16 protein-coding genes are annotated in these 17,631 nt (G+C 71.9%); 10 read left to right on the top strand and 6 right to left on the bottom strand.

The window, feature by feature from the left end; genetic code table 11:
- The first annotated feature begins 74 nt into the window (after positions 1–74).
- The 3 genes from EDF19_RS06380 (at position 75) to EDF19_RS06370 (ending at position 3,862) form a co-directional block, all read left to right on the top strand.
- Positions 75–2,210, top strand: a complete 2,136-nt coding sequence (locus tag EDF19_RS06380; RefSeq protein ID WP_148071047.1) for an acyltransferase family protein — start codon at positions 75–77, stop codon at positions 2,208–2,210.
- A gap of 61 nt (positions 2,211–2,271) precedes the next feature.
- Positions 2,272–3,012, top strand: coding sequence for a histidine phosphatase family protein (locus EDF19_RS06375; protein WP_123680631.1), 741 nt, complete (start codon positions 2,272–2,274; stop codon positions 3,010–3,012).
- Positions 3,002–3,862 (top strand): NAD(P)H-hydrate dehydratase, encoded by an 861-nt coding sequence (locus EDF19_RS06370; protein ID WP_123680107.1) that lies wholly within the window; start codon positions 3,002–3,004, stop codon positions 3,860–3,862. Before EDF19_RS06375 ends, EDF19_RS06370 begins: the two co-directional genes overlap by 11 nt.
- Positions 3,863–4,068: 206 nt before the next feature.
- Here the strand turns inward: EDF19_RS06370 and EDF19_RS06365 are convergent, their stop codons facing one another.
- A complete protein-coding gene (locus EDF19_RS06365; RefSeq protein WP_123680106.1) occupies positions 4,069–4,845 on the bottom strand; it encodes a hypothetical protein in 777 nt (258 codons plus the stop codon).
- A 93-nt stretch (positions 4,846–4,938) separates the two neighbouring features.
- Positions 4,939–5,376 (bottom strand): YdeI/OmpD-associated family protein, encoded by a 438-nt coding sequence (locus EDF19_RS06360; RefSeq protein ID WP_123680105.1) that lies wholly within the window; start codon positions 5,374–5,376, stop codon positions 4,939–4,941.
- 191 nt (positions 5,377–5,567) lie between these two features.
- Here EDF19_RS06360 and EDF19_RS06355 point away from each other — a divergent pair, with 191 nt between their 5' ends.
- Genes EDF19_RS06355 through EDF19_RS06340 form a run of 4 tightly spaced genes read left to right on the top strand, consistent with a single transcriptional unit; the run spans position 5,568 to position 9,839 of the window.
- On the top strand, positions 5,568–6,713 hold the full coding sequence (locus tag EDF19_RS06355) for an ABC transporter substrate-binding protein (RefSeq protein WP_123680104.1): 1,146 nt from the start codon (positions 5,568–5,570) through the stop codon (positions 6,711–6,713).
- A 5-nt stretch (positions 6,714–6,718) separates the two neighbouring features.
- Positions 6,719–7,747, top strand: coding sequence for an ABC transporter permease subunit (locus EDF19_RS06350; protein ID WP_123680630.1), 1,029 nt, complete (start codon positions 6,719–6,721; stop codon positions 7,745–7,747).
- 47 nt (positions 7,748–7,794) lie between these two features.
- Positions 7,795–8,772 (top strand): ABC transporter permease, encoded by a 978-nt coding sequence (locus EDF19_RS06345; RefSeq protein ID WP_260216985.1) that lies wholly within the window; start codon positions 7,795–7,797, stop codon positions 8,770–8,772.
- Complete coding sequence (locus EDF19_RS06340) at positions 8,769–9,839, top strand: ABC transporter ATP-binding protein (RefSeq protein WP_123680102.1); 1,071 nt, start codon at positions 8,769–8,771, stop codon at positions 9,837–9,839. The genes EDF19_RS06345 and EDF19_RS06340 overlap by 4 nt, the downstream gene beginning before the upstream one ends.
- Positions 9,840–9,974: 135 nt before the next feature.
- Here the strand turns inward: EDF19_RS06340 and EDF19_RS06335 are convergent, their stop codons facing one another.
- Positions 9,975–10,454, bottom strand: a complete 480-nt coding sequence (locus tag EDF19_RS06335) for an NUDIX domain-containing protein (protein WP_123680101.1) — start codon at positions 10,452–10,454, stop codon at positions 9,975–9,977.
- Positions 10,455–10,513: 59 nt separating this feature from the next.
- Between EDF19_RS06335 and nagB the strand changes: the two genes are divergently transcribed.
- Positions 10,514–11,299 carry a glucosamine-6-phosphate deaminase gene (gene nagB / locus EDF19_RS06330; protein WP_123680100.1) on the top strand — a complete coding sequence of 262 codons (786 nt, stop codon included), beginning with the start codon at positions 10,514–10,516 and terminating at the stop codon, positions 11,297–11,299.
- A gap of 9 nt (positions 11,300–11,308) precedes the next feature.
- Here the strand turns inward: nagB and EDF19_RS06325 are convergent, their stop codons facing one another.
- Both EDF19_RS06325 and EDF19_RS06320 read right to left on the bottom strand, forming a co-directional pair.
- Positions 11,309–12,496, bottom strand: a complete 1,188-nt coding sequence (locus tag EDF19_RS06325; protein ID WP_123680099.1) for a MalY/PatB family protein — start codon at positions 12,494–12,496, stop codon at positions 11,309–11,311.
- Between the two features lie 44 nt (positions 12,497–12,540).
- Positions 12,541–13,113, bottom strand: a complete 573-nt coding sequence (locus EDF19_RS06320; protein WP_123680098.1) for a TetR/AcrR family transcriptional regulator — start codon at positions 13,111–13,113, stop codon at positions 12,541–12,543.
- A gap of 77 nt (positions 13,114–13,190) precedes the next feature.
- On the opposite strand from EDF19_RS06320, the gene EDF19_RS06315 reads away from it, so the two are divergent.
- Entirely contained in the window at positions 13,191–14,087 is an 897-nt protein-coding gene (locus EDF19_RS06315; RefSeq protein WP_148071046.1) for an SDR family NAD(P)-dependent oxidoreductase, read from the top strand.
- An 8-nt stretch (positions 14,088–14,095) separates the two neighbouring features.
- Here EDF19_RS06315 and EDF19_RS06310 read toward each other — a convergent pair whose 3' ends face one another.
- Positions 14,096–14,986, bottom strand: a complete 891-nt coding sequence (locus EDF19_RS06310; protein ID WP_123680096.1) for a S9 family peptidase — start codon at positions 14,984–14,986, stop codon at positions 14,096–14,098.
- A gap of 125 nt (positions 14,987–15,111) precedes the next feature.
- On the opposite strand from EDF19_RS06310, the gene EDF19_RS06305 reads away from it, so the two are divergent.
- Entirely contained in the window at positions 15,112–17,559 is a 2,448-nt protein-coding gene (locus EDF19_RS06305) for a GH92 family glycosyl hydrolase (protein WP_260216983.1), read from the top strand.
- The last annotated feature ends 72 nt before the right edge of the window (positions 17,560–17,631 follow it).

Raw genomic sequence — 17,631 nt, 5'->3', positions numbered from 1 at the left:
CCGTCCGGCGCCGCTCCGCTGCGTCCGGCCATCCATCATTGCCGTTGTCATTGCAGTAGTGATATTCTGAATATGTGATTGCAGCCCCGACTCCTCCCGAACGCATGCGCTTCCGGCCCGATCTCGAGGGGCTGCGTGGTTGGGCGGTCATCGTCGTCGTGCTCGACCACCTCTGGCGGATCCCGCTCGGTGGGCCGCTCCGTCCGGACCTGTTCTTCGTCCTCTCCGGCTTCCTCATCACCCGCCTGCTCGTGCTCGAGATGCGCCGGACCGGTCGCATCGCCCTCACCGCCTACTTCCTGCGCCGCGCCCGTCGGATCGTCCCCGTCGCCGTGGTCGTGGTGATCGTCACGGTCGGTGTCGCCGCGCTCATCTGGTACCCGCCACGTGCCGTAGCCGTGGGACAGGACGCCGTCGCGGCACTCGGCTTCGTGACGAACTGGCACGAGATCGTCGCCGGCAGCTCCTACCTCACCGACGACACCGTGTCGTCGCCACTCCTGCACTTCTGGTCCCTCGCGATCGAGGAGCAGTTCTACGTCGTCTGGCCGCTGATCGTCGGTGGGGCGCTCCTGCTCGGTCGCCGGTGGTTCCGCGGTGACGGCACGGTGTTCCTGGCGGTGGTGCTGAGCGCCCTGCTCGTGGTGCTCTGCGTCGCATCGGCAACCCGCACCGCGGCGGACGGTGACGCTGCGTACTTCGACACCTTCGCCCGTGCGTGGGTGTTCCTGCCAGGGGCACTCGCCGCGATCGCCGTCGACCACGTCCGGGTCCCGAACCGGACGCTGCGGACGGCCCTGGTCGGTGCCGGGGTCCTGCTGGTCGCAGTGGCCCTGCTCTTCGTCGACCCGCACTCCGGGTACCCGTGGCCGAAGGGGTGGCTCGTCGTCGGCGGCACCGTGCTCATCGTGCTGGTCGGGACCGGCGACGAGTCGGCGGCCTCCCGGTTCCTCGCGTGCCCGCCAGCGCGGTGGCTCGGACGGATGTCGTACTCGCTCTACCTCTGGCACCTGCCGCTCATCGTGCTCGTGCTCGCGGTGACGGGGCGTTCGGTCATCGCGGAGTGGTCCGTCCTCGTGGGCAGCGTCGTCGTCGGGTGGATCTCCTACCGGTGCATCGAGCGGCCGATCATGACCTCGGCGCGGTTGTCCGAGTACATCCGACGGACGGCGGCCCCGCGGGAGCGCGCCTCCCGGCCGCTCCGGGACGTCTCCGTGGTTGCCGTCATCTCCTGTGTGCTGGTCGGCGGGACCGTGGCGCAGTACGTCGCGCCGTCGTGGCTGTCGACCTCCGACCGCATCGTCGCGGCCCTCGGCAGCGACACCGCGGCGGCGGAGACCGCCGATGCGCTCGGTGAACGCAGCGCCGCGGTCGCGCGGGCTGTCCGTTCGCACGAGTGGCCGCGGACCGCCTCGGAGCAACTCGCGCGGCTGTCGATGGCGGACGCCGCCCCCGCCATGCTCGACAGGAGCTGCATGGAGTTCGTGGGGGCGCCGCTCGGATCGCTCGAGGGGTGCACCCTGCAGCCGGGGACCCGGGCCACCGGCGTCGTCCGGCACGCGGTCGTCATCGGGGACTCCACCGCCGCGTCGTGGACACCGGGACTCCTCGAGGCACTCGGTCCCGAGTGGCGTGTCACCGTCCTCACCGCGACCGGGTGCAGCGCCGTCGGCGTCGACGGCTGGCCGCAGTCGCAGCAGTGGCGGACGGGGTGCGACCGTGCCCGCGCCGCGATGCTCCGACTGGTCGATCGCACCCGGCCGGACCTGGTCGTCCTCGGCGCGGCCTCAGGGCCGTTCACTGCGGCCGCCGCACACGACGGCACACCGCTCGACACTGCAGCCAAGGCATGGCGGGCATCGGCGGACCGGGTCCTGCCGCGACTCGTCGCCGCCGCCGGGGACGCCGTCGTGCTGCAGGCACCGCCGTCGGTGCTCGACCCGAGGGGGTGCGCTTCCCGCGTCGGACCGGCCACGGAGTGCGTCGCACCGCCGCCTTCCGCAGGGTCGCCTGCGCGGGTCGCCGACGCTGCGCTCCGCTCCGCAGCCGACTCGGCAGGTGCCCGGTTCGTCGCGACCACGGACTGGTTCTGTGCGGACGGCGGCTGCCCGGCAGAGGTCGGCGGGGTCGTCCAGCGGTTCGACAACGTCCACCTGACCGAGGGCGGCTCGCAGTCCGTCGCACCCGAGCTCCGAGCTGCCCTGCGCTGACGCAGTCCGCTCCGCCGGTCGGCTGCGGGCCCGGCCAGCGGTCGTCGCTAGCGTGGGTGGCATGTCCGTCACCGAGATCTGGCTCATCCGACACGGCGAGTCCGTCGCCAACGTCGCCGCGGCCCATGCCGACGCAACCGGTGCCGACGTCATCGAGGTCGAGCAGCGCGACGCCGACGTGCCGCTCAGCCCGCTCGGCGAGGAGCAGTCGCGGTCGCTGGGTGCGGAGCTCGCCGACCGCGGCGTGGACGACGTCCCCACCGTGCTGTGGGTCTCGCCGTACCGCCGTGCACAGCAGACCATCGCCATCGCGCTGCAGGCCGGCGGGGTCACCGAGCCGCCGAAGCGCGTCGACGAACGGCTCCGCGACCGTGAGCTCGGGGTCCTCGACCTCCTGACTCGGGCGGGTGTGCGGAACCGCTTCCCGGACGAGGAGCGCCGTCGGCAGTGGCTCGGCAAGTACTACCACCGGCCAGCCGGCGGGGAGTCGTGGGTGGACGTGATTGGCCGGTTGCGGTCGGTGTTCGCCGACGTGGACCGGCTCGACGGACCCGTTCGGCTCGTGATCGCCGCACACGACGCCGTCGTCATGCTCGCCGTCGCGGTCTGCCTCGACCTCGACGAACCCGCGCTGATGGACTTCGCGGCCACGCACACCGTGGCGAACGCCTCGCTGACGACGCTGCGGCGCGACGCCGTCGGGTCGCCGTGGTCGCTCGAGGAGTTCTCCGCAGTCGAGCACCTCGACGACAGCGAGGTCACCGAGCACAGCGGACGGAAGGACGACGCCCATGCCGGCTGAACCGATCACCCCGAACACCCTGCGGGACTGGCCGCTGCCCGAGCCCGGAGCCGGCAAGTACGGCCGTGGACAGGTGCTCGTCGTCGGCGGCGCGGCGCGCACCCCCGGTGCCGCGATGCTGTCGGCGCTCGCCGCACTCCGGGTCGGCGCCGGCCGGTTGACGCTCGCCGTCGCCGAGAGCGTCGCCGCCCAGGTCGCCGTCGCCGTTCCCGAGTCCGGGGTCGAACCCCTCGCCGAGGACGACGGCGGACACATCGCCGTCGGTGCCGTGGCGGCCATCGTCGACGACGCGGGCAGTGCGGACGCCGTGCTGGTCGGGCCGGGGCTCGACGAGCCGGACGGTGCGCGGGACCTGGTCGCCCACATCGCCGAGGTGGTCGGAGAGGACACGAAGGTCGTGCTCGACGCGTTCGCGCTCGGGGTCGCAGCCGACGTCGCCGACCGGCTCGAACCACTGCGTGGACGGCTCGTCATGACGCCGAACAGCGGCGAGGCCGAGCGGTTGCTCGGTCGGCCCTGCGAGGACGACGAAGCCGACGCCCTCGCGATCGCGGAGCGCTTCGGTGCAGTCGTGGCGCTTGCCGACGTCATCGCGGCGCCTGACGGCCGAGTCTGGATCAAGGGCACCGGAGCCGGCGGCCTGGGGACGAGCGGGAGCGGTGACGTGCTGTCCGGCGTGGTCGTCGGGCTGCTCGCCCGTGGCGCAGACCCAGCCCAAGCCGCGGCGTGGGCGAGCTCGGTGCACGCGACCGCCGGGGACCGGCTCGCGGTGCAGGTCGGGCCGCTCGGGTACCTGGCGAGCGAACTGCTGACCGAGATCCCGAGGGTGCTGGTCGAGCTCGGCCGCTGACGACGGGCGCCGACGACGGCCGCTCACCACCGCGTTGCGGCCGCGCTGGATCGCGTGGTCCTCGGCTGGTACCGTTGTGGTCGAAGGGCGGGATGCAGATCCCTTCCGGTTCACGACCGGTCGTCCTACAGAAACGCGGAGATCCGGGTGCGAGTCCCGGCGGGAAACCGTAGCTCAACGAGCAGAGCCCCGTTTTGTTCTTCTCCTCAGTGCTGAGCGCGTTCCGCCCGGAGCGCGTCGGCGATATCGTCCCTGCTCAGGCCCAACGCGCCGTACAGGTGTCGCGCCATCCCGTGCGCCTTCCGGAGTGCTGTTCCCGATCGCAGGGACGACGGGTGTTCCTCGAGGGCATCGAGCACGGCGATGCGGGCCCACTCCGCCCGCGGGAGCCCGGTCTGCAGGAGCGCGTTGCAGTTCCGGTCGACGTTCTTCGTCACTGCCAGGGCCAGGAGCATCTCGCCGTGCCCGAGGCGGAGCCTGTCGCCGACGCGCAGGTTCGACGGGTCGGCGGTCGAGAGGTGGATCCAGCCGTCGAGCGCCGTCCCGCTCAACGCGTCGATGGCCGCGACCAATCCGGAGTCGACCCGCCCGCCGTCGTGGATCACCGCGTTGCGCATCCTCCGGAGCACGTGGAGTTGCTCGATCGGGACCGGATCGAGCACGGATCCGCACGCGTCTTCGAGGAGATCGTGCTGGCCGGACGACCGGGCTTCACGGGCCTTCCGCCGCGAGATCGAGCCGGCGTCGGCGCACATCGTCAGGCACGTCTTCAAGTAGTCCTCGTGGAGCGCCAGCGTGTAGGCGATGCTCATCGTGCCCAGGTGGACATCCGCCTCCGCGAGGATGTCACTCGCGGCCTCGGCGGTGAGGTTGAACCGCTTGATGTGCGGCACGTTCGGGTACACCTCGGGCAGCAGGCGTTCCGACCCTCGGTTCAGCTGGAGGAGGTGGCCCGAGAGCTGCGCGCCGGCGAGGAGCCCCATCAGCGCATTGCTCGCATCGACTCGGAGGGCTTCGTACTGTCGGTAGGCGCGGAAGCGGACCACTCCGGACGAACTGACATGCCACACATCATGTCAGGAGCGCAGCGCCTCCACGGCCTGCGCGATCCGGCGTGCCCGGGTCTCCGGCGCCTTCGCCTGCGACACCGGGTCGGCCAGGGCACGCTGCCGTGAGTTCGACAGCGTGTCGAAGGCCGCACGCACCCCGGCCTCCTGCAGCGCCGCCGCGAGGTCCTCGGGCACGTCGACCACCCGGGGCAGCGCATCGATCTCGAGCCGGACCTCGACGGTGTCCCCGGCCGCGATGCCCGCGGCTTCGCGGTGCGACGCGGACAGCGGCACCAGGAACTGCTCGTTCATGACCCCGACGGTGGACCGGTACGTGTAGCCGCCGTTGATGGTGACGACCACGGGCGGACGCTTCCCCGCACCCAACGCGTCGATCACGGCGGACGGGACCGGGAGCCCTGTCGCCGTCTTCCTCGCCAGCAGGACCGTCGTCGTGAACTGCATCCGTGCCTCCAGTGCGATGTGGACGCGACCGTGCGTCCGAGGTGGGAAACCAGCAGAACCGTACAGGCGTACCCGCTGTTCTGCCACCGTTCACCGCCGCAGCACGGGCCGGAAACCGGCCGCGTCCACGATCGTCCCGGGTCGAACAACCCCCGGCCCCACCCGCAGCACCCACCCGAAAGGCACCTCCCGTGCAGCACAAGCGCACCATCGCCGGCCTCGCCCTGGCCGCCGCAGCGATCGTCACCCTCGCCGGATGCTCGGCGACGAGCGCCGCGACCGCCGGCTCGGACAGCGACACCGACTGGAAGACCGCCACCAGCGCCGAGTCGACCGGTGGCATGGACGCCCTCGTCAAGGCCGCCAAGGCCGAGGGCCAGCTCAACGTCATCGCGCTGCCGCCGTCGTGGGCCAACTACGGCAAGATCATCGACGGCTTCACCAAGAAGTACGACATCAAGGTCAACTCGGCGAACCCGAACGGCTCCAGCGCCGACGAGGTCGCCGCGGTGAAGTCGCAGAAGGGGCAGTCCACCGCTCCCGACGTGCTCGACCTCGGCAACGCCGTGCTGCAGGAGAACCTCGACCTGCTCGCGGACTACAAGGTCGCGAACTGGGACGACATCCCCACCGACCTGAAGGACGCGGACGGCGCCTGGACCCGTGACTACACGGGCCTGATGTCGATCGGCTACGACTCGTCGAAGATCTCGGACGCACCGAAGGACCTGGACGACCTGCTCGGCTCGGAGTACAAGGGCAAGGTCTCGATCTCGGGTGACCCGACGCAGGCGAACCAGGCGGCGTCGGCCGTGTACCTGGCGGCGCTGGAGAACGGCGGCTCGGCGGACGACATCACGAAGGGCGTCGACTACTTCGGCAAGCTGAAGCAGGCCGGCAACTTCCAGAACGTGTTGCCGACGCAGGCCACGGTCGCTTCTGGTGAGACGCCGGTCGTCATCCAGTGGTCGTACAACAACCTGGCGTGGGGTCCCGCCGCCGGTGCGTCGGGCAACCAGGAGTGGAAGACCGTGGTGCCGGAGGGTCAGGCGCTCGGTTCGTACTACTCGCAGGCGATCACCAAGGACGCCCCGCACCCGGCCGCCGCGCGCCTGTGGCAGGAGTACATCGCCAGCCCGGAGGCGCAGAACCTGTACCTGCAGGCCGGTGCCTTCCCCTCGACCCTCGCGGCGCTGGAGCAGTCCGGCAAGGTCGACCAGGACGCCCTCGACGCGGCCGGTGGCGCACCGAAGGACTACGTCGAGCTGACCGACGCGCAGGTCGCGGACGCAGCGAAGGTCCTGGCGGCCAAGTGGTCCTCGACGATGGGGTCCTGACCAGCATGACCACCGCATCGACGGGCGCGCCCGCGACGAGCGGGGCTCCGGGACCCGCTCCGGCCCCCGGCCGGGCGTCCGCGCCCGGTCGTGCGCCGGGCCTCGCGCCGGGCCGTACGCCGGGCCTCGCGTCCAGCCTCGCGCCCGCCGATGCGACCACCCGCCGCGACGCCGGACCCCGTGTCCGGCGTCGCGCCGGCCTGGCGTGGCTCGGCCTCACCCCGTTCGCCGCCTACGTCCTGCTCTTCCTGGCTGTCCCCGCCGTCATCGCGATCGGCAGCGGGTTCTTCACCAGCGACGGCGCGTTCACCCTCGCCAACCTCGGGGCCTTCGCCGAGCCCTCGGTCCTGCGGGCCTTCGGCGGCTCGTTCGGCCTCTCCGCCGTGTCCGCCGTGCTCGGCGCCGTCATCGGGGCCCTGGTCTGCTGGGCACTGTCGGCGCTCCGGCCCGACGGCCTCGTCCGTTCGATGATCGACTCGGCCGCGAGCGTCCTCGCCCAGTTCGGCGGCGTCATGCTCGCGTTCGCGTTCATCGCGACGATCGGCGTGCAGGGACTCGTCACGACCTGGCTGGTGACCGTCTTCGACGTCGACCGCAACGCGACCGGCGCCTTCCTGTACACGGTCCCGGGGCTCGTGATCCCGTACGTCTACTTCCAGGTGCCGCTGATGGTCCTCACGTTCATGCCCGCGCTCGAGGGCGTGAAGACGCAGTGGGGCGAGGCCGCCGCCACCCTCGGGGCCTCGCGCGCGACCTACTGGCGCCGGATCGGTCTACCTGTGTTGGCACCGGCGTTCTGGGGTTCGCTACTGCTGCTGTTCGCGAACGGGTTCTCGTCCTTCGCGACGGCCGCAGCGCTCATCTCGCAGGGTGGCATCGTGCCGCTGACGATCCGCACGCAGCTCACCAGCGAGACCCTCATCGGCCTGCAGAACGTCGCGGGGGTGCTCGCGTTCGGCATGGTCGTCGTCATGGCCGTGGTGATGGGCGCGTACTCGCTGCTGCAGCGTCGGGCCGCCAGGTGGCAGCGATGAGCGCTCCGGTGGGGCAGTCGGGTCCAGCGTCGGTCGCGTCTCCGGTCGTGTCTCCGGTCGTGTCGTCGGTCGCGTCCACGCGGCCTGGAGGCGCGGCTCGCGTCGGCCGCTTCGGCGCGGCTCCGTCGCGGGTCACCGCCACGATCGTCCTGGCGGTCGTCGGGATCGCCTTCGCCGTCCCGCTGGTCGCCCTGCTGCAGTTCACGTTCCGGCAAGGGACCGACGGTGGCCTGACGTTCGCGCACTGGACCGCCATCGCGGACCCGGTCAACGCGTTCACGTACCAGCCGGTGTTCGACGGACTCGGGGCGTCCCTGCTCATCGCCCTGATCACCGTCGGGATCGTCCTGGTCGTGCTGCTCCCCGCCCAGATCATCACGGCGCTGCGCTACCCGAGACTCCGACGCGTGCTGGAGTTCGTCTGCATCGTGCCGATCACCGTACCCGTGGTGGTGCTCGTCGTCGGCTTCGTCCCCGTCTACCAGGTGGTGTCGCGGGTCTTCGGCTCCGGCGCCTGGACCCTGGCCTTCGCCATCGGCATCATCACGCTGCCGTTCGCGTTCCGCCCGATCGCCGCCGCCATCACCGCGATGGACATGACGGTGCTGTCCGAGGCGGCACGGTCGCTCGGGGCTTCGTGGTGGACACTCACGTGGCGGGTCCTCCTGCCGAACCTCCGTCGGGGGATCACCGCGGCCTGCTTCCTCACCATCACGGTGGTCCTCGGCGAGTACACCCTCGCCGCGTTCCTCTCCCGCACCACCTTCCAGACCGCGCTCGTGCTCGTGCAGCAGACCGACCCGTACGTCGCCGCGATCTTCTCGGTCGCCGCGCTCGTGTTCGGGTTCGTGCTGCTGGTCGTCATCGGCCGCATCGGGTCCGGGCGCCGATCCGGCCGCCGACCCGATCGCCGATCCGGTCGCCGGCCCGATCGCCGATCCGGTCGCCGGCCCGATCGCCGATCCGGCCGCCCGTCCGGCCGTGCACGCCCAGCTCGCCGGCACACTTCCGAGGAGTCCGCATGACCACCACCGCACCGGCCTCCCCGGCGTCCCTCGCCACGACCGGCGCCGTCGTCGAGCTCGATGCCGTCGAGAAGCACTACGGCGCCCACCGCGCCCTCGCCGGGCTGTCGCTCCGCGTCGAACCGGGCGAGTTCGTCTCGCTGCTCGGCCCGTCCGGCTGTGGCAAGACGACGGCGCTCCGAGCGCTCGCCGGCCTGGAGGGCATCGACTCCGGATCGATCCGCATCGACGGGCAGGACGTCGCTGCGACCCCGGTGAACAAACGCGACATCGGGATGGTGTTCCAGCAGTACTCGTTGTTCCCGCACATGACGGTGCGGCAGAACGTGGCGTTCGGGCTCGAGATGCGCCGTGTCCCGGCTGCCGAACGGCGCACCCGCGTGGTCGAAGCCCTCGACATGGTGCACCTCGGGGAGTTCGCCGAGCGGTACCCGCACCAGCTCTCCGGCGGGCAGCAGCAGCGCGTTGCCCTCGCCCGGGCCCTGGTCACCCGCCCGCGCGTGCTCCTGCTCGACGAACCGCTGTCCGCCCTCGACGCCAAGGTGCGGGTCTCGCTCCGCGACGAGATCCGCCGGATCCAGACCGACCTCGGCATCACGACCGTGTTCGTCACGCACGACCAGGAAGAAGCGCTCGCCGTCTCCGACCGCATCGCCGTGATGAACGCGGGTGACATCGAGCAGATCGGCACGCCGGAGGACCTCTACCGTTCCCCGTCGTCGGCGTTCACCGCGGACTTCGTCGGCCAGTCCAACCGGCTGCAGGGCGACCTGCGCGGCGGCGACGTGTTCGTGTACGGGTTCCGGGTGCCGGCGCTCGACGCCTCGGTGCCCGACGGGCCGGTGCTCGCCTACGTCCGACCGGAGGACGTCGCCTTCGCACCGGAGGGCGTCACCGGCACCGTCGTCTCGTCGAGCTTCCTCGGGTCGATCCGCCGCACCACGGTCCGCCTCGACGACGACACCGTCGTGACCGTGCAGCACGAGGTCGGCGACCGTCGTGCCGCCGGCGAGGCCGTCGCCGTCCGCCTGCTCGGCGCCCCGGTGGCGGTCGCGCCGGTCGCGTAGCGCGCGGCGCTCTGGCGCCGTTTCGCGCTGAGCGACAGTCCACGCCCGCCGTCGCCCGTGAACTGTCGCTGGGCCCGTGAGGTCGCACGCGCGCGGACGGACGGGAGGCGCGGGGCGCGCTCCCGGCCGGTGGGGTCAGCGCTGGAAGCGCGCCTCGCGCTCGTCCGACAGTGCGGCCTCGACACGGGACCGCATGTCGGCGGACATCTCGGGCAGGGCGTCGAGTCGGGCCCAGAACGCCTCGGTGTTCTCGCCGTCGGCCGGGTTCGGCGTGCCGGAGACGTACCGGCAGGCGAAGACGAGGTCGAGGTACTGCGCCTGGTCCCCGTTCGTGTAGGTCATCTCCGGCAGGACCTGCACCCACGCCAGCCGTTCGGCGACCGCGACGACGTCGGCTTCCTCCAGGACTTCGCGTTCGGCGGCGACGGCAGGCTCCTCACCCGGGTCGACGATCCCCGTCACCGGGGTGAACGCCCCCGTGTCGGCCCGACGGACGACGAGCAGCTCGCGCTCGGCACCGGATCCCCGCGTGACCACGGCCGTCACCCCCGTCAACCAGAGCGGGTCCGTGCCGATCTTCGCGCGGAGGGACAGGACGAAGTCGGGAGTCGGCATGTGGCCACGGTACCGAAACCGCTCTGTCGGATACTGGTCATGACCAGTAGGCTGGCCCCGTGGAGATCATCATCCTGCCCACGCCGGCCGAGGTGGGTCGCGTCGCCGCGGCCAAGATCGCGTCCGTCGTCGCCGAGAAGCCGTCCGCCGTCATCGGTCTCGCCACCGGGTCCAGCCCGCAGGGCATCTACGCCGACCTGCAGCGTCGGGTCGCCGCGGGCGAGATCTCGTTCGCCCAGGCTCGTGGGTTCGCCCTCGACGAGTACGTCGGCATCCCGCTGGAGCACCCGGAGTCGTACGCGAGCGTCATCGCCCGCGACGTCGTGGCGCCGCTCGGGTTCGACGCATCCCGCGTGCGGGTGCCGGACGGCCGTGCCGACGACCTCGAGTTCGCGGCGAAGGAGTACGACGCCGCGATCCGTGCCGCCGGCGGGATCGACGTGCAGATCCTCGGCATCGGTGCGAACGGGCACATCGGGTTCAACGAGCCGACGTCGTCGTTCGCGTCGCGCACCCGCATCAAGACGCTGGCGCCCTCGACGCGTGACGCCAACGCCCGCTTCTTCGACTCGCCCGAGCAGGTCCCGACGCACTGCATGACGCAAGGGCTCGGCACCATCCTCGAAGCCGAGCAGCTCGTCCTCGTCGCCCAGGGCTCCGCGAAGGCGGCTGCGGTCGCCGCAGCGGTCGAGGGGCCGCTCAGCTCGTTCGTCCCCGGCTCCGCGCTGCAGCTGCACGAGCACGCGACGGTCGTCGTCGACGAAGCAGCCGCCGCCGGGCTGCAGCTCGCCGACTACTACCGGTACACGTACGCGAACAAGCCGGCCTGGCAGCGGTTCGAGTAGGCCGACCGATCAGCCGTCCGCGCGCTGCCGGAACGCGGTGTGCAGACGGCTGAGGCCCTCGTCGAGGGTCTCCGCCGAACACCCGAAGTTGAGCCGCGCGTGGCCGGTGCCCTGGCGCCCGAACGACGGGCCGGACGCCAGCGCCACCTTCGCCTCGTCGACGAGCGCCGTCGCGGGGTCGTCGCCCCACGGCAGTGTCCGCAGGTCGAGCCAGGCCAGGTAGGACGCCTGCGGCTGCCGGTACTCCGCTCCGGGCAGGACGTCACCGATCCGCTCGGCGAGGGTGCGGCGGTTCGCGGCCAGTTCGGTGAGCAGTGACGCGAGCCACGGCCCGCCCTCGCTGAACGCCGCGACGCTCGCCGTGTACCCGAGGATGCCGGTGCGCTCGACGACCTCGGTCGGCAGAGCGTCGAACCACGCACGGGCCCGCTCCGAGGCGCCGACGATGAGTGCGCACTTCGTGCCGGCGAGGTTCCAGGCCTTGCTCGCACTCGTCAGCGAGACGCCGAGCGCAGCCGCCTCGGGGCAGGACTCGAGGAACGGCGTGAACAGCGCGTCCGCGTGCACGAGCGGCGCGTGGATCTCGTCCGAGACGACGACGGCGTCCCACTCGGCGGCGAGCTGCGCGAGTGCGACGAGTGACGCGCGGTCGTGCACCAGCCCGAGCGGGTTGTGCGGGTTGCAGAGCAGTACGGTGCGGGCCCCGTCGGCGAACGCCTGCGCGACGCCGTCCAGGTCCATCCGCCAGCCCGCCGTGGTGTCGAAGGGGTCGGCCGGTCCGGTCGGCGCGAGCAACGGCACCTCGGTCACGGTGCCGCCGGCCTCGGACACGTACTCCCAGAACGGCGGGTACACGGGCGGCATGATGACGACCTGGTCGCCGGGCTCGATGATCCGGCGGAGCATCTCCACAGCGGCGACGGAGACGTCCGTGGTCGTCCGGACGAGGTCGGGGTCGACCCGCCACCCCCATCGGTCCTCGGCGAAGTCGGCGAACGCCTCGGGCAGTGCTCTCCCGTGGCCGACGTACCCGGTGTCGCCGTTCGTCACCGCCGCGACGAGGGCATCCCGCACCGGCTCGGCGAGCATGCTGTCCATCTCGGCGACGAACATCGGCAGGACGTCCGGCGGGTAGGCCGTGTACTTCTCGCTGGTGCGGGAACGGTGCGCATCGAACATGGAGACCATGACGCTCATGCGCCCATCCTGGCAGCGATCCCCGTCCGCCGCGGGGTCCGCTCTCAGGCGGGCCGGATGCCGCTGAGCAGGACCTCGGCGTACCGGTCGGGCCGCTCGACCGGATGGCCCCCGGCGACGGCGGCCGTCCGCATCCCGCAGAGCAGCCGGCGCAGGTCGTCTGCGTCGATGTCTGCCCGGACGAGGCCCTCGGCGCGACCCCGCTCGAGCAGGGCGTCGACGGAGACGACCAGGTCCCCGGCGAGTGCGGCCGTGTCGGCGCACGAGAACCCGCCGTTCGTCAGCAGGTCACCGAGCGCTGCGTCGCCGACCATGCTCCGGAAGGCGGTGGTGACGACACCGCGGAGCGCGTCCCCGGTGTCCGGCAGCACGACGGCGTCGCGGACCTGGTCGAGCATGTCCTCGAGCGCGTCGATCGCGAGCGCTTCGAGCAGGTGCTGCTGGCTCGGGAAGTGCCGGTAGGCCGTCCCGACCCCCACTCCGGCCTCGTGCGCGACGGCGTTGAGCAGGGCTGGTTCGCCCCGGTCGACGAAGGCGCGGGCCACGTCGAGCAGTGCCGTCCGGTTGCGCTGGGCGTCGGAGCGCAGCGCCTCGGGTCGGGCCATCGCGATCGTCATGTGGACACTCTATCCGGTTGTGCTAGCGTTCCGGATGAATCATCCGATTGGGTGCGCCGAACGAGCAGGAGACGACGATGGACAGCTTCGAGTGGGAACCGGCAGCGATGCCCGACCAGCACGGCAGGACCGTGGTGGTCACCGGCGCGACCGGTGGGCTCGGCCTCGTCGTCGCCACGACCCTCGCCTCGGCCGGCGCCCGCGTCGTCGCCGGGGTGCGCGACCTCGACAAGGCGGCTCGCGTCTTCCCGGTGGGTCTCGACCTGGAGGCGCGGCTCGTCGACACCGCGTCCGTCGCGTCCGTCACGGCGTTCGCCCGGCAGCTCGCCGAGGACGGCATCGCCGTGGACGCCCTCGTCAACAACGCCGGTGCGACGATCGGCACGTTCGGGCGCACCGACGAGGGCATCGAACGGACCTGGGCGACGAACGCCGTCGGGCCGGCCGTGCTCGCCGAGGCGATGCTCCCGCTGCTCGGCGGGTCGTCGCCCCGCATCGTGCTCGTCGGCTCGAACCTGTCGCAGCGCACCCGCCGCGTGCCTGGTCCCGGCGGGGTCGACGGTCCGGACGACTACTCGCAGTTCGGTGTGTACACCGACTCCAAGACCGCGGCCGCAGCGCTGAGCGTCGACCTCGGTGAACGACTCCGTGCTGCCGGTTCGGACATCCGGTCGGTGATCGCGCACCCCGGCATCGCGGCGACGGGGATGAACGGCCAGGCGGAGACCCTGACACAGCGCCTCGGCGGCATGGTCGCACGCAGCCTGGCCCGGACCGCTGCGGACGGCGCTCGTTCGACCCTCTGGGCAGCCACCGCCCCGGACGTCACCGAGGGGGTGTTCGTCGGACCGGCCCTCCGCCGTGGTGACCGGCGGCTGCACGTCGTGCCGGTGCAGGGCCCGGCGGCGGACCCGGCATTCCGCGCTCGCGTCCGGGCGTTCGTGGACCAGGTCGCGGTGCGCGACGGGACCTGATCATCCCTTCACGTGGACAGCAGGTGCCGGAGTGCCGCTTCCGTGATGCGCGCCGGCATCGTGTGGCCGCCGTCGAACACCTCGGTCGTCGCGACACCCGGAGGGAACGCGTCGAGGACGCGCCGGACGCCGGCGAGGGGGAACAGTCCGTCGTCCCGTCCCGCCGCGACGAGGACCGGTTGATCAACGGCCGACGCGACCAGGGGGACGTCGCCGGCGGCGGTGAGTCCCGGGACGAACCAGGCCGGGTTGTGGCGGATCCGAGCGTCCTCGAACGAGGCCAGCGTCCCGAGCCCGCAGCTGACCACGCCCCGCGTGAGTCGGGCGTCCACGGCGAGTGCGAACAGCGCCACCTGTGCACCGAGGGAGTGTCCGACGATGCCGAGTTCGGTGTCGGCAGTACTCGTCTCGATCATCCAGGACGTCACCGTGGCGATGTCACGCGAGTGCTTCGCCTGCAGGCTGCTGCCGTCCGCCACACGGAAGAGCGCGTCGAGGCGTTCGTCGGCCGCCGGGTCGTCCGTCCAGTCGCGTCGGCGTTCCTCGAAACCGATCAGATCGGGGATGACCACGCGGGCCCCACTGCGAGCGAGCACCACGCCGTAGGCGAGGGTCGGATCCCCCGCCCGCCCGGCGGCCTCGCTCTTCCCGGAGGTGAAGTCGCCCGCGTGCTGGTGGACGGCGATGACGTCCGTTCCCGTGCCGTGGTCCGGGGTCAGGAGGAAGCACGGGATGGTGTCGCCGTCGGCCGTGTCCAGCTCGACGCGTGCCCACCGCACCGACCCGTCGCGACCGAGCGGCTCCAGGCGGACCGCCACCGGACGGAGCTCGTCAGGGGACGGCAGCCCGAGCAGGTCGCGGACGCGTCCTCGGGCCGGTTCGTCGGTCGTCGACACCATGCCCGGACGCTACCAGCGCGGTGAGCCCGCCTGTTGGCCCCGAACACGCCGACCGACGTGAACAGCAGGAGAGGGCTCGGTGACGGATCGCGCGTCCCCCGTCCGAGGGGTCTAGCGTCGCCGGCGTGAACCGATCTCGCGTGCACCGTCGCCCGCTCCTCCGTCCGCTCCCGCTCGCCGCTGTGGCCACGATCGCTGCGCTGCTGGGCACCGGGGTCGCCGCCGCACCCGCGGTGGCCGCACCCGCGACGCAGGCTGGCCGGACCGTCTCGGACCCCGCGCGGTACGTCGACCCGTTCATCGGCACGAGCGGTGACGGCAACACCTGGCCCGGTGCGACGGCACCGTTCGGCATGCTGCAGTGGAGCCCCACCGGCACCTCGGGTGACCAGACGTCGACCCCGGTGGCGAACGGCTACTCGTACGACGTGGACCGGTTGCGCGGGTTCAGCCTGACGCACCTCAACGGTGCCGGGTGCGCTCCGGGTGCCGCCGGAGACGTGCCGATCATGCCCGTGACGACGCCGGTGACGACCTCGCCCTCGGCCGACAGCACCGACGCGGTCTACGCCGCCGGCTACTCGCACGACGACGAGTCCGCGAGCCCCGGCCGGTACAGCGTCGCGCTGGACAACGGCGTCCGTACCGACCTCGCCGTCACCACCCGAGCGGGCGTCGGCGAGTTCGCGTTCCCCGCGGGCACCGACGCGAACCTGCTGTTCCGCACCTCCAACTCGATCAACGGCAGCGAAGCCGCGACCACCCGCGTCGACGCGCGGACCCGGACGGTCAGCGGCAGCGTCCTGACCGGCGGCTTCTGCAGCCGCCGCGCGAACGGCGGCGGCGCCACCAACCCCGACCGCCGCAGCTACTACCGCCTCTACTTCACGGCCACCTTCGACACGGCGTTCACGAGCACCGGCACCTGGAAGGACGGGACGGTCCAGCCTGGAGGCACGTCCTCCTCCGGTGGGGAGGGGTACCTCACCGGCGCCGACCGCGCCGGACGCGGCTCCGGCGCGTGGGTCGGATTCGACGCGCGTCGCGGTGCGACGGTGCACGCGAAGATCGGCATCTCGTACGTGAGCGCCGCAGGAGCGATCGCGAACCGCGACGGCGAGGTGACCAAGCGCTCGACCGTCGCCAGCGTGGCGGCCGCCACCCGGGCCTCCTGGAACCGTGAACTGTCCCGCCTGCGCGTCGGAGGCGGCACGACGGACCGGACCACCCAGCTGTACACGTCCGTCTACCACGCGCTCATGCAGCCGAACACGCTGAACGACCGCGACGGGCGCTACCTCGGCCCGGACCAGCAGGTGCACCGGATGGACCGAGGGCACGGTGCCGTCTACGGCACGTACTCCGGATGGGACCAGTACCGGGCGCAGATCCAACTGCTCGCGCTGCTGCGACCGGACGTCGCCGGGGACATGGCCCAGTCGATGCTGCGGTTCGCCCAGCAGAACGGCGGCGTCTGGGACCGGTGGCTGCACCTCGGTGCCCCGACCCACGTGATGACCGGGGACCCCTCGGCCGCGACGCTCGCGACCTGGTACGCCATGGGCGTCCGGAACTTCGACGTGCGTGCTGCGTACGCGTCGCTGAAGCACCAGGCGACGGTCGAGAACGCCGACGCGGAGAGCGACATCGGCTGCCCGGGACAGTGCCTGGCGCAGCGACCTGCGCTCGACGAGTACCTGCAGCGGCAGTACGCGGCGAACGACGACTGCTCGTGCTGGGGTGGGGCGGCCGAGACCCTGGAGGACTCGATCTCCGACAGCGCGCTCGGGTACTGGGCATCGTCGCTCGGTCTCCGCTCCGATGCGAAGGCGTTCTCCGCCCGGGGCGAGTACTGGAAGAACACCTTCAACGCGGCCGTCGGGTACCAGGCCGCTCGGCAGGCCGACGGATCGTGGACGCCGGACTGGTCGCCGTCCACCGGGACCGGGTTCGCGCAGGGCACCAGTGCGCAGTACACCTGGCTCGTGCCGCAGGACGTGCAAGGGCTGTCGAGTGCCTTCGGCGGTGACGACGCCGCAGTGGCGCGACTCGACGCGTTCTTCCACGACGCGTCCGGCAACTGGGCCGTGACCGGCGGGGACGCGACGAAGTTCGACCCGACCAACGAGCCCGACATCCACACGCCGTGGATGTACAACGCGCTCGGGAAGCCGTGGAAGACGCAGGAGACCGTGCGCCGCGTCGTCGACGACGCCTACACGACCGGGCCGAGCGGCCTGCCGGGCAACGACGACCTCGGCACGATGAGCGCCTGGTACGTCTTCGCGTCGATCGGGCTGTTCCCGCAGACGCCCGGACGCGCCGACATGCTCATCGGGAGCCCGACGTTCAGCACGGTGGACATCCGACGGTCGAGCGGGGAGCGGATCGTCATCCGGTCCTCCGGCACGGAGCCCTACGTCCAGGGAGCGCGGCTGAACGGTCGGACGCTCGAGAAGTCGTGGGTGCCGGCGTCGTTCGTCACGCGGGGCGCCACGTTGTCCCTGCGGGTCGGGGGCACGGCGGACACGGAGTGGGCTGCGGGGGTGCGGGGGCGGCCGGTCGATCGGTGACGCGGGGCTCCCACAGCTGACGGGCCTTCCGCTCGGTTGACACGCTCCGCGGTTGACACGCGGTACTTCAGC

It is taken from the genome of Curtobacterium sp. PhB115 (assembly GCF_003752025.1).
GTDB lineage: Bacteria > Actinomycetota > Actinomycetes > Actinomycetales > Microbacteriaceae > Curtobacterium.
The sequence above is the reverse complement of the archived record's forward strand: the minus strand, read 5'-3'. Positions and strand labels throughout refer to the sequence as shown.